General features: G+C 36.9%; 8 protein-coding genes. 1 reads left to right on the top strand and 7 read right to left on the bottom strand.

What is annotated here, in order from left to right; translation table 11 throughout:
• Positions 1-28: 28 nt before the first annotated feature.
• The 3 genes from ACLTBU_RS09185 to ACLTBU_RS09175 form a co-directional block, all read right to left on the bottom strand.
• Entirely contained in the window at positions 29-3,226 is a 3,198-nt protein-coding gene (locus ACLTBU_RS09185; RefSeq protein WP_412218636.1) for an endo-alpha-N-acetylgalactosaminidase family protein, read from the bottom strand.
• A gap of 358 nt (positions 3,227-3,584) precedes the next feature.
• Complete coding sequence (locus tag ACLTBU_RS09180) at positions 3,585-3,764, bottom strand: (2Fe-2S)-binding protein (RefSeq protein WP_177671354.1); 180 nt, start codon at positions 3,762-3,764, stop codon at positions 3,585-3,587.
• A gap of 91 nt (positions 3,765-3,855) precedes the next feature.
• Complete coding sequence (locus tag ACLTBU_RS09175) at positions 3,856-4,473, bottom strand: PH domain-containing protein (RefSeq protein ID WP_177671353.1); 618 nt, start codon at positions 4,471-4,473, stop codon at positions 3,856-3,858.
• Between the two features lie 399 nt (positions 4,474-4,872).
• Between ACLTBU_RS09175 and ACLTBU_RS09170 the strand changes: the two genes are divergently transcribed.
• The gene (locus ACLTBU_RS09170; RefSeq protein WP_249332199.1) at positions 4,873-5,865 is read left to right on the top strand and encodes a M42 family metallopeptidase; all 993 of its coding nucleotides are present in this window, start codon (positions 4,873-4,875) and stop codon (positions 5,863-5,865) included.
• Positions 5,866-6,000: 135 nt separating this feature from the next.
• On the opposite strand, the gene ACLTBU_RS09165 is transcribed toward ACLTBU_RS09170, so the two are convergent.
• From ACLTBU_RS09165 to ACLTBU_RS09150, 4 genes are all read right to left on the bottom strand, one after another.
• Complete coding sequence (locus ACLTBU_RS09165; RefSeq protein ID WP_412218635.1) at positions 6,001-7,710, bottom strand: DUF2264 domain-containing protein; 1,710 nt, start codon at positions 7,708-7,710, stop codon at positions 6,001-6,003.
• 79 nt (positions 7,711-7,789) lie between these two features.
• Positions 7,790-8,914, bottom strand: a complete 1,125-nt coding sequence (locus ACLTBU_RS09160; RefSeq protein ID WP_412218634.1) for a glycoside hydrolase family 88 protein — start codon at positions 8,912-8,914, stop codon at positions 7,790-7,792.
• A gap of 220 nt (positions 8,915-9,134) precedes the next feature.
• A complete protein-coding gene (locus ACLTBU_RS09155; RefSeq protein WP_412218633.1) occupies positions 9,135-11,153 on the bottom strand; it encodes a hypothetical protein in 2,019 nt (672 codons plus the stop codon).
• 29 nt (positions 11,154-11,182) lie between these two features.
• On the bottom strand, positions 11,183-12,556 hold the full coding sequence (locus tag ACLTBU_RS09150) for an alpha-L-fucosidase (protein ID WP_412218632.1): 1,374 nt from the start codon (positions 12,554-12,556) through the stop codon (positions 11,183-11,185).
• Between the last annotated feature and the right edge of the window lie 130 nt (positions 12,557-12,686).

Here is a 12,686-nt window from a genome sequence, read left to right as displayed (position 1 = left end):
TTTATTTTAAAACTAGAAGCTTATTTTTCTATGCTTTAAAAACAGGGTAATCTGGTAAAACTGCTTCTCTTTCTTCATACCCCTCACTATAAATGGCAACATTATCAACCATAAGAATATTAAGAGCTGTAGAAGTCGTTTCCCCTGCACCATTTGGCATACCATTTGGTGTAGAAATCGTAATATAAGTACCTTCTTCAGGTGCTGCTGTAAATGTAAGACTTACCCTTTCTACACTTGGATCATGGTTACTATTACCACCGTACTCCCCTGTACCTAGTGTACTTGCTTTAAGGGTTTCTTCTGCAAGGACATTGCCCTCTTTATCTTTAGCAGCAAAAGTGTAAGGGTATGCTTCATCAGCAGGTAAGGTTGCACCTTTTGTTTCTGCAAAAAGTGTATAGTCAAAAGTTACAGTATAGTCTACACCTGGTTGGAATTTCACAAGAGAAGGATAAGTGCTAACGACCTCACCTGTTTTATTATCTGAAATTTTAAGAGACCATTCGCCGTCAAAAGCATAACTCTTAACTTGTCTGCCTTGAGGATCTTTTCTTGCTAAGTGAACTTTGGATTCTCCTCCGTTTAAAGCGTACTCAAAGATTCCCCATCCTTCATCTACATTTTCAAAGTCCTCAAAGTAGATGGCACCGCCTTTATGCCTATCTGTTTTACCTGGTTGTCTAAAGATACGTACATCATCTATGCACGCCTTAGTTTCCTGATCCGTCTGTGGAACATGAATAAATAACTTACCACTGTTTTCACCTTCTGGTACTGTTATATCAAAACGGATACGTTGATAAGCCGTCTTACTATATTTATGGTCTACTACCGTTCCTATAATATCATTTCCATGAATAAAGGTATTTTGAACCTGTTCACCTATAACCATCCCAAGCTCTACTAACCTTTCTGCACTTACCCATGCAGATACAGTATAAGTTGCACCTGCTTCAAGACCTTCTATCTCCTGCACTACTAAAGCATCTTCTTTCCCTGTAATACAAAGTTTATGGTCATAGCCTTCTTCGACTGCTACATGAACCATTTGAATATGGTCAGTTGCACCGGATTTAGAAAGCTTCATCCAATTCCCTTTACCCGCTCCAAAGTTTAAGCTATCAAAACCTGGATCTTTCACAAGGCTACCTTCTCCCCATACCGTTTCTTGTGGTAAGCCGCTCGTATCTTCTTTATGGTCTTCAATTACATAAGGTGTCTGTGCTTTATAGGCTAAAGTAACTGTATGATGGGTTACAGGAAGGGTTTCTATAAACTTTCTACCATGGGCTGTTAATTCATACACATAAACTTCTGTCTGCTCATGCCATTTTTTAGGCAATTGCCATGTAGTAGCACCCTCCTCATTATTCCAATAATAAATCTTATCTTCCTCAGTCATACTCCATGGAATAAAGAGTGTACTCTTACATCTCATTGCTTCTTCGCTCATGATGGCAATAAGCTGTTTATCTTTACTATAAAGTTTGACTTTCTCACCTTCTCTTGCTACATAACTACCATTTTCAAAGTCAATCCTATTCTCTGTTAATTTCATAATAGGTGAAGCTTGCATATATTTAGTAGGGAGATTTTGATTATAGAATAACTCTATACCCTCAAAGAGATTTGTTTGACTCTGCCATGTGCCTACCCCTGGCATTTGAAGGCCTTTTAACAGTGGATCTGGGTTAAAGCTATCTTTAAATCCATTGTATAAAAATCTATAAATCGTAGACTTAGCCCCCAGACTACTTGGGTAATAAGGGTCTATGCCCCAGTGATTAAAGATCTGATTCCCTTCAAATGGTCCTGAAAATTCTGTCGCCACATCCCAATGCCTATTCATAAATTGTGCAAATTTATAAGAGTGGTAATCTGATCGGTAATAGACATCTACATAAATGAAACTTAAGGTTGGTACAACCTGATATAAGTCTTCAAGACGTCTTTCAAGCTCTCCTGACTCTAAATCTTTCATCTGGTCTACAAGGTAAGCTGAATCAAGCCATGCCCAGCCATGCTCTAACTCACCCAGTTTACCCCCTTTAAGGTTCTCAAGTTTTGTATTGACTGCATCGAGCATATATTCAATAGCATTAATATGGATACCTGTCTTCACATGATAAGCAGCTCCTGCCTCACCTAATAAATTAAGGTCATGGGCTCCCCCTTGTCTTATACCTACTTCTGTATAATCAGGATGTGAATCATCATGCCCTTCTACTTGATAGCCCTTATTGAGTACCATCTGTGTAAAGCCATCATAGTAATGGCTTAATATTTTACTATTATCTAAGACTCTTAAAAATGGATTAGAAGTGGAGCTTGTAAAGTTCATAGCAATCCATACCACTTGGTCTTTTACATTTTCTGACCCTCTTGGGATAGGCATAATTTCTCTAAAGAGGATTGCTGCATCTTGCCAATCCACTAGGCCATCTCCATTTTCATCGCCGCCTATAATAATCTGTGCATAAGGCAAGGGTTCTGTTTCTGTATGTCCTTCAAATGGCTCTACGCAATAACGATAAGTAAAAGTTCCATTGGCGAAAGTAAATGCTTTCTTAGCTACATCTTCTCTTACTACAATTCTTTCAATAGGTGTTATGACATTATTGCTGATTGCTGCCGCATACCTTTCATTATAAAGAAGAGGATAAGTCACTTCATACTGATTTTCTTCTCCTTCTACAATCTCAGCTGTTGTTTTAAATACATCTGAAATCCCCTTTTGTCCACTTCCAGCTTTGACTGCCCCATAACCAGCCTTTTCACCGCTTAAAGTAATAAGCGCCTGGTTAGTAAAAGCTATCGTTTCTACCTGCTCATTTGCATCAAATTCCTGAATATCTGTTACCCTATAAGTTACAATATGACGGTCTGTAGGTTTCATATTCTGAGCATACTTAGCTTCTTTAGAATGTCCATCTGTTGTTAAAGCAATCTCTATCCCTAGTGTTACAAAAGGTAAACTTTGCCCCTCCTGGTTTTCCTTTTCTAGATGTAAAGTATAATGAATAGCTTGTCCAGTTTCATCTACTCTAGTGTCTACCTTCACTGGATGATAGCCATTTTGATTAATCTTGACCTCATCTGCAAAATCCTTCTGCCCCCAGAAAGCTTCTTCTCCATCTAGCTTGTATAGAATGATACGCGGAAAAGCTTTATCTACAACAACCTCAGCCTTACCTAATGACAAAGTTATTTGTTCTAAGTTCATTTTCATCCCCTTAAATTCAATATTTTTTATACTATTTTAAATATATTTTAAATGTGTTTTTAGAAAGGTTCAAGCATTATTCTAAAATTTCACAAAATATAAATTAAGAAGTAAATAAAAAGAAAACCACAGGACCTAAATCCTGTGGCAATTCTTTCAATCCCCTTTAGAACAGGCAAGCCTGCATCCCCTATAATCCGAGTCTCTATATACTGTTGATTAGTGAATACCCTTGCAAGTTGTGGGTGTCAAACTCCTCATTTTAACATCTTTAGAGATTTTATGCAAAGTACTCCCAATAAAAAAAGTCCATATAACGTACTAGCCGTTCTATGGACTCCTTATCATTTATTACGCCTTATTGAGCTTTATGTTCTTCGATTAATTTTTCAATAGTAGCTTTACATCTTCCACCATGGCAGAAACCTGTACCTGCTCCAGTTTTTTCACTTACTTCTTCAAAAGTTACTGCACCGTTTTTGATTGCTTCTACGATAGTTTCTTCTGAAATACCTTTACATAAACATACATTAGCCATTAATATATCCTCCTATAGCTCATATTGTTATCTTTTATCATTTCTATTTTATACCAAAACTACGGTAATTACAAATAATAATTTCTATCTATTAGTTATTAATATAAAGCTTAAAGATATCCGCATAATCTTCTCTAATATATTTTTCTTTCGAACTCATAAGCCAATCAAAAGCTTTTTCGTTCACCTGAGCAAACTCATCCACAAGTTTTACTTCACCCATATTTTTTGTACCTGTAAGTACTTTTGCAGCCATCTCTAAACTCTGCTGTGCATCCCTTAAATGAGATTGATTCTTTTTCATAATCATAGACATTTTATGAAGCGCTTTATAAAGGTCTTTAAGCGCCTCAATTTGTTTTTTGTCTACATCAATAGAGAAAGCTACTTCTCCAATTATAAATTTAATTTCTGCATCTAAGTCTACTGTACCGGCTGTTTCTAAACGTACATTCGAAATCATATGATCACGGTAGTCATAACGGTGAAGTTGTCTTTTTGAACTGACTGCTGATGTACCATCTAAATGAAGCATAGCTAAGTTGGTAAAACAATATTCATCTGTCTTAGATTTGATTAGGAAAAAAATCTGTTCCCCATCTTCATGGAAAATATAATCATCTGAACTTACCTTATCAAAGTCCTTTGGGTCAATAATAGAACCAATATCACTTAATCCAAGTGCATCTGCTGCTAAACGTTTAAGCATAAATGACTTCCTCCCTTATTACAAAAGATCTATTTCTTCTAATATAACATATTGAAACCTATATTTATACTCGTAAATTCGCCCAACTGTTCATAATGACTTTTTAGCACCAAGGACATCCCTCAGCCTATTCCCTTGTTTCATCTCTTTTCTAACTCCCTAAAATAGAACAATATTACCCTAAACGAACCTTTCAAAAAGGGATTATCATTTATTAGTAAAAATCATCACATTATTATAAACAAATATATGCTTTTTAAATATAATCAACAAACTATTTTTTATAAAGTGAAGATAACCAACTATACACTAAATATTTTGTTGATTTTTAGTTATTTAATAGTTTAATTTTTACTTTATAATAAGTTTATAAATCTATTATAGAGGGGTATATAAATAATGTTTTTACAAAATTTAACTCAAGCTTTTGGTGTAAGTGGTTATGAAAAACAAATTAGAGAAGTTATTTTAGAAGAAGTTAAAGGTTATGCCGATGAAGTAACTGTAGATGCGCTTGGCAATCTTATTCTCTTCAAAAAAGGAACAGGCTCTAATAAAAAGAAAATTATGATGTCTGCACATATGGATGAGATTGGATTCCAGGTTATGAAAATTGACGATAAAGGATTTATTACAGCAAGAGCTTTAGGCGGTATTCCAGTTCAAGCATCTGTTATGAGCCGTGTACAATTTAGAAACGGCACACAAGGTATCGTGGCTAATACTTGTGACTTTGATGGTCTTAAAAATATCAAAAAACTTTATATTGATATTGGTGCAGCTTCAAAAGAAGAAGCTGAAAAGCACGTTAAAATTGGTGATGTAGGCTGTTATGTAGGGGAATACTTAGAACTTAAAGGCAATAATATTTGTGCTAAAGCCATTGATGACCGTATTGGCTGTTACATACTTGCTGAAGCGCTCAAAAAAGTAACGGATTCTTATAATGATCTTTACTTCGTATTCTCTACTCAAGAAGAAGTTGGCTTACGTGGGGCTACAGTAGCTGCAAATCGTATCCAACCAGATCTTGGCATCGCTTTAGATGTTACCATTTCAAATGACTACCCTAACTCAGGTGAAGGCGCTAACAAAATCGGTGGTGGTACAGCGGTTAAAATTTCTGACGGTAGCGTTATCTGTGATGAATACCTTGTAGAGGAAATGATTAAATGTTGTGAGGATCATGAAATCCAATACCAACGCGACGTTATCGATGGTGGTGGTACAGATGCTGGTGCCATCAACCGCTCTAACTTTGGTGTAAGATGTGCTGGTATTTCTGTTGCTACACGCTATGTACACGGCCCAAATGCTGTTGTCAATATGGACGATGTCAAAGCTTCTATTGATTTACTTAGTAAGTATGTCAATGTGGAATTTACTTTTTAAATAATAGTAGAACTAAAAAGGTAGGATAAGTTATATGACTTATCCTACCTTTTGTATTATAAAGCTTTTGTGTTATAAAGCTTTTTTAGTTCAGCTATCATTCTATCTATTCTAGACTTTATCTCTTTGCAGCCCTTAAATAAGGTCGCCTTCTATATATGTTTCTATCTTGGTAGTGCCTTGCTTAATATTAAACTTCACAAACGGCAAACTTACCTTTGGATGAAGAATGTTCGTACTTGTTTCACACTGCACACTATCTAATACCCCTTCTCCCTCTCGTAGCGTTATACTACTATAAGCTTTTTCATGGAACAACTTAATACTCTTTCCTTCATATACTTTATTGAGTTCCCCTCTATCTAACACAGGTATTGCAAACCCTGATTCATAGACTTCATACTCCCCATTAGAGTGAATCACATGACGGCGTATATGCCCTTTGCCCCAAGGGATAAGTGTTGTTTCTACCTCCACACCTGATAGAGGTGACCATTTAGAATAGATACTCTCTTCTACTTTAACTTTTTCACAACGTCTACGCACAAAGCACATATGGTCTTTTACAAAAGTAAGCATATTATCTGGTGCCGCTTGGCTAAAGGTATAATAAGATTTGGGTACATTAAAACCAAAGTACGTAGAGTAAGCAAATTTCTCATATTTTTCAGCTGTATGTAAAGGCTCCCATGCTGCATACTGACCTGAAGTAAGTGCTACTGTATGTTTGGGTGATAGACGCTGAAAGATCATCTTAGCATGTCTTTCTACCTTTAGGCTTTCTAATGATGGCAGGGGCTCTTCTTTAGCTTTCCAGAATGGATGCTCCTTATCTAACGCAAGGATGATGAGACTTTTAAATGCCCAATAAGGTGAACCTGGGCTATTATACCCTTCCGCCATTTGAATATTAGGATAGCCATAACCTATGGTCAGCTTACCTTCACCATCTAAAATAGGTCTATTAAACCAACTTCTAAAATGACGATTTACAATTCCCTTTATAACTCCCCATGAAAAGACTTCTACATCCGCAAAAGCTAATGCACTCCAAAAACTACACTGCGCAAAGCGGTAAGTTAAAGAACGTCCATAAGGTAAAGACTCCCCACCTTCTACAAACCAATAAATATAGTCTTGTGCAAATAATTTGGCTCTTTCGATAAACTTGCTACATGTTTCAGGGTCTCTATCCTTCATCGTTTTGGCATAGATTAAACTATAAAAATGCATAGCAAACGCAATATAATAATCACGCTGATTCGTTTTACCATCTGAATACCAGCCATCCCCCAGATAGAAAGTTTCTATTGTCTCAAGAGACTCTTTAATCGCTTCTTCACTGTATCTTCCACCTACATTTCTTAGTCCAATATTTACAAGTACTCTAAAAAATAACCAGTTATTTGCCGGAATTTGAGTAGGGTTAATTTGTAAGAGCCAATCGTTAAGGTTATTGCGCTCCTTCCCACTAAGAGGTTCCCAAATTTTCTCTGGAGCGATAAGAAGCCCTAAACCTATAGCTGCCATCTCCACAAAGGCTTGATGACATCCATAGCATGTTCCCCAGTATTCAGGATGCTCAGGGTCTGTTCCATGACTAAGCCCTTCCTTATAATATGTTTCTAAATCACTGCTTCCTCCACCTTTAAAGAAAGGTACAAGTCCCCATAGAAGTCTTGAAAAAGTTTCAAGCCCCGCTATTTTATCCTCATAGTGTGCTTGTTTTGGTCCAATTTTCAAGTATGCTCTTCCCTCCGAGAAATAGGATTTTAAAGGCTCACATAAGGCTAAAAGTGCCTGCTCATAGTCATCTTTCGTACTAAATTTTGTATTTAGTTCCATATTAGCTCCCTCTTTCTTTATTCAATGCATTCTCTTATTTTTAATTCTTCTTATTTTTAATTCTTCTTCTCTTTTTTCTTTACCAAAATAGCTCTTTGCCGCCTCGTAACTTATAAAGCGCTTCTATAAAGAAGTAATCTCCATAAATAATAGGCATATGTCTACCTGTTTCAGTATGATACCTTTCTGTACCCATTTGTAAAATGCTATCTTCATCTTCATCCCAGTTACAGAACTGCTTTTCCATTGCCTCTAGCATATGTAATGCTGGCATTAAGTAAAGCTTTTGTTCATATTCAGGTACTAAGCGGGCTAGTTCTATAAGGCCACAAGCCGCAATGGCCCCTGCTGTGCTGTCATACACTATAGGTTCCTGTGGTGCTCTAAAGTCACATCTTGGTAAATAATCTTCAGCAACACTTGCAATAAAATAGTGTGCGACTTTTTTAGCGGTATCAAGATACTCTTGTTTATGCGTATGTATATAGCTTAAAGTAAAACCATAAAGGGCCCAAGCCTGTCCCCTACTCCATGAAGAACCTGCTCCATAGCCTTGACCACCTTTTTCTTCTAACATTTCCCCTGTTAAAGGATCATACACTACAATATGTTTGACGCTACCATCGGCTCTTACATGATGATGCATGGTTGTATCTGCATGACTTTCAGCGACGAAACGAAATCTTGGATCTCCTGTATAATCTGATGCCCAGTACAGTAAAGGAATATTCATCATTGAGTCAATAATAGACCATCCCTCATTTCCCTTTCCATTCCAAGCCCTAATAAATTTGCCGTTTAAATTATAGCGGCCTGCCAATATATTCGCTGTATATAAAGCACGTTTTTTAGCCTGTTCATCCCCGCACAGACGATAATGCACACCGCTTGTAATGTGCCACATAAAGCCTACATCATGATGTAGCCCTTCATAGTTTTCAAGTGCCTTATCTAGAAGTTTTTCTCCCTGCATGGCTGTTTCTTTATAAAGTGCTTTTCCTGTTGCTGCATACATAATCCACATCATCCCTGGCCAAAAGCCATTGGTCCACCAACATACATTATTTTTAGACTGATCATCAAATCTACCATTTTTGCTCGTATAAGGAAGATTGTTGCCATTTCTAGGTACTACCTGACTTAATTTCTTCTCAATTTTTTCCCAAGTTTCATCTACCCACTCTTTATTTCTATACTGTTCCATAAAGTTAGCTCCTTCTCTTATTACTCTTATCACTCTTCTTATTCCCTTAATAGGTCCTTCCTTTTCTTCTATAGCTTTTATTTTGTTTTTTATCCTGTAAAATTTTTATTTACTTTTAACCTTTTATTATTCTTTTCCTATCCACTCGCTTTCTATATTAGCTTCAAAGCGATAACAAAAGGAAGTGCTCCCCTACGGCAACACTTCCTTCTCCCCAAATTTATTCCCCTTTTACAACTTCTACTTCAATAGTGATAGAAGCTTTATTATTGGCATAGTCTGTCACTGTTAACGGTACATTGTATGTACCAGCAGTTGTTGTATCCAGTTCTGAAAGGTCAGCTTCTACTCTACTGTTAAGTACAATACCGTCTTTATCTACTGCACTTTCTATAAAGTCATTTGCCCAGTTAATCTTATTGGCATCTTCTTCTAATTTAATGGTGCGATACTCTGCTTTAGCTGCTAGAGTTGGAGGTGTTGTATTTTTATCATCAAAGATAACCACATCATTTTTAGAAACGGCTTCATTACCATTTTTGTCTTTGATTTTTACTTGAATACCACTTGTATAAGTAGCTGCTACTGTCGTATCGACATCTACTATTTCTACTGTAGCAGTTGCCATATCAAGATTACCATCTATGTTATCTGTTGCAGTAAAGTCTTTTGTAAAGTCAATCTGAGATAGATCTGTCCCTACTGGATAATGGTAAGTACCTGTTACAAGTTTTTCAAACTTAGGTACAACATTATCCTGTGCCTTACCAGAATTTAAAGCTTTCTCTTTAATCGCAATGGCATCATCAAAAATACCTCTTTGTTGCTCAATCGCTACTGAATATTTTGGTGTATTATTTCGACCATAAATAGAATCCCCTACTAATCCAATAAATTTACCACTAATACTAAATACATCTGCAAGCTCATTTACCACTGTTTCTTCACTACGTTTATGATAAATATCTACCATATCTTGGCCAATCTCTGGATGGAACATATCCATACCTATAAAGACACTCTTTTCGCCTTCTTCTTTAGGCTCACCTGTTTCCCCATTTAAATACATATAGGTAGCCTGAATAGCCAGTGGGATTTTCTCTTCATCTGTTCCCTTTAAGATAGCATAGCTTTCACCTGGAATACGACAATCACGGTAGTTAGGATCATCAAGTTCCATATGATCTGGTCTTGGGAACGGTACATAACCCATAGACTGACCTCTTTCTGCTAACTTCTGTGAATGAGATCGAGTCTTCCAGTCTTCAATAAGAGAAAAGACTGTTTCACCTCTACCGATAGATTCACGTCCATCTACAATATCTTGATTACCTTCTGCCTGATTTTGTACGTATACTAAACCCGATTCAATAAGTTCTTGCGTAAAAGCCACTGCTTCTTTTGTAGCATCTGATTCTATTTCTAATCCATTACGTCCATAGATACTACCACCAGCTGCGTGCACAGCTTGAAGCACAATGTCATAGTGGCTTGACCAGAAAGCTTCAATACGTCTTTCAGGACGCTCTGGTGCTTGACTATTGGTATAATGTCTATCAATTTTTTCTAAGTAGTCTTTAAATGTACTCCATGTCCAGTCTCCAGATAAATATAAATCTGTTGGATAAACTGTTTTGCCATCTACTTTAAGAGCATCTACTGCTTCAATATAGTTAATGTTGTACATAAGTGGTAAGAAGGTAATGTTATGGTCACCACCTAATCTTAAGAAGTAGTATTTGTCAAATACTTTAGGAGGGTCTTCTTCTTTAAGGAGTTCTTCCCATTCATCTAATGGCTGCAAAATATTCTGTCCTAAAATCCCCCCTGCCCCATAGGTATAAATACGTGCTACATCACATATTGGGTCTCCAGCTAATACACTTTGGAGGAGTACTTCCCCTGTATCTCCTGGAAATTGTACAAACTGGAAATCGACATTTAAAGTTTCTCTAATATGCTCAAGTACTTTTAGTTTTTCTGCTCTTGCCTCCTCATTCATGACATATTCCCCTGTCACAGGGTCTTTGTAATTAGGGTCTTCCTCACTTGCAGCATGAGAACCATATCGAATGACAATCGGTTCTGCTTCGTCCTTGTTACTTTCTTCCTTAGCTACCCCTGTTGTGGTAGATGTTTCCCCTGATGCAACCTCTTGACTTGCTGCACTGCAACCTGTTAATAAGAGCGTACTTGCTAAAGCCATAGAAATCACTTGTTTGTACTTTTTAAAAAACATAAAACCCCTCCCTTATCTCTTTATTTTTCTTAAACTTCTAATTTAAACCCAACAGCAATCGCGCCTTCTTCTACAAACTCACTTGGCACCCTTACCTGGATGCCTTCTTCTGTCTGTCTAAATACTACTGATGTAGCAGTTCCTAATACAGTTACCTCTTTTACAGCTTGCTCTGTATAGGGAATATTAAAGACTTCTCCTACCTTTTCCCCTTCCTCGCAAAGCTTAAAGGCATAAACTGTATGTTCTTTTGCTTTTTGAGTAAAGGCAAAGCCATCTTTTAAATAAGGGCTACATACTCTCGTTCCGTAAATACCTTCCCCATTTTTATCTAACCATTTCCCCATTTCTTTAATACGCTTAATCGCTGTTCGAGGGAGTCTACCATCAGGTTGTGGGCCCACATTCAGTGCTAGATTACCACCCTTTGCTACAATATTCAGAAGCATATGGATAAGCTCTCTTGTGGATTTATAATCATCTTCGTATGCAAAAGAGAAAGACGTTCCCATGGTAATACAACTTTCCCAAGGAACTGGAATAGGTTGAGATGGGATGCACTGCTCTGGTGTAATATAGTTTTCATAAGGTCCACCAATAGTTCGATCAGCAGATATAATCCATGGCTGAATCTTACGAACCTTATCCACTGCCTCACCTAGTCGAATATCTTGCCCACTTTGTTCGCATACCCAGCCTGCGTCAAACCATAGCACATCAATCTTGCCATAACGTGTACAAAGCTCTAAAAGCTGATTATGGTTAAACTGTACAAATTCTTCCCAAAGGTCTTTATGCTCTTCCGGCTTATAAGAAGGTCCCCTCCAAGTGAAATCCCCTCGTTCCATATGAGGTGCCCAGTAAGATGGCACATGCCAGTCTGCTTTTGAAAAGTAAGCGACAATACCTATCCCCTGTCTTCTAAAAGCTTCAAATAAATGTCCACAAATATCTGCATAATGGTGTGTATGGAATGGACAATCCTCCCCTGTAATTTTATAGTCTGAATACTGCGTATCCCACATACAAAAACCATCATGATGCTTCGTTGTAAAAATTAAATATTTAAATCCACCCTCTTTAGCTAACTTCGCCCATTCATCGGGTTGAAAACGAATAGGATTAAAGGTTTTATTTAAATTTTTATACTGCTCCTTAAACTCTTTGTTGGTTACGCCCCAATCCACACCATGTCTAGACCACTCTGCATCTTGGTCACTTAATGCCCAAGATTCTACTAATCCTAACTGTGAGTAAGGCCCCCAATGCATCATCAGTGCTAACTTTTGATCTTGAAACCACTCTAAATGCTGTACAACTTTAGGTTCTACAGGTGGGACATAGTGATCAACTTTACTATAAGTATGTACACCTTGTTCTACTACTTGTTCATCTTGTGCCATTCCTCATCCTCCTACATGATTTCATCGCATAAATTTCGATAAAATATTTTTGTTATTGATATAAATATTGTATAATATTATAAAAAATATTATAATATAATATATTTTCTTTTCGCTATCTTATCTTGCT

This window comes from Zhenhengia sp. (assembly GCF_046966505.1).
GTDB lineage: Bacteria > Bacillota > Clostridia > Lachnospirales > Cellulosilyticaceae > Zhenhengia > Zhenhengia yiwuensis.
The sequence above is the reverse complement of the archived record's forward strand: the minus strand, read 5'-3'. Positions and strand labels throughout refer to the sequence as shown.

Bases quoted from the DNA above. Each gene is read 5' to 3' on its own strand.
- ACLTBU_RS09185 (WP_412218636.1), bottom strand. From the start codon at position 3,226: ATGAACTTAGAACAAATAACTTTGTCATTAGGTAAGGCTGAGGTTGTT.
- ACLTBU_RS09180 (WP_177671354.1), bottom strand. From the start codon at position 3,764: ATGGCTAATGTATGTTTATGTAAAGGTATTTCAGAAGAAACTATCGTA.
- ACLTBU_RS09175 (WP_177671353.1), bottom strand. From the start codon at position 4,473: ATGCTTAAACGTTTAGCAGCAGATGCACTTGGATTAAGTGATATTGGT.
- ACLTBU_RS09170 (WP_249332199.1), top strand. From the start codon at position 4,873: ATGTTTTTACAAAATTTAACTCAAGCTTTTGGTGTAAGTGGTTATGAA.
- ACLTBU_RS09165 (WP_412218635.1), bottom strand. From the start codon at position 7,710: ATGGAACTAAATACAAAATTTAGTACGAAAGATGACTATGAGCAGGCA.
- ACLTBU_RS09160 (WP_412218634.1), bottom strand. From the start codon at position 8,914: ATGGAACAGTATAGAAATAAAGAGTGGGTAGATGAAACTTGGGAAAAA.
- ACLTBU_RS09155 (WP_412218633.1), bottom strand. From the start codon at position 11,153: ATGTTTTTTAAAAAGTACAAACAAGTGATTTCTATGGCTTTAGCAAGT.
- ACLTBU_RS09150 (WP_412218632.1), bottom strand. From the start codon at position 12,556: ATGGCACAAGATGAACAAGTAGTAGAACAAGGTGTACATACTTATAGT.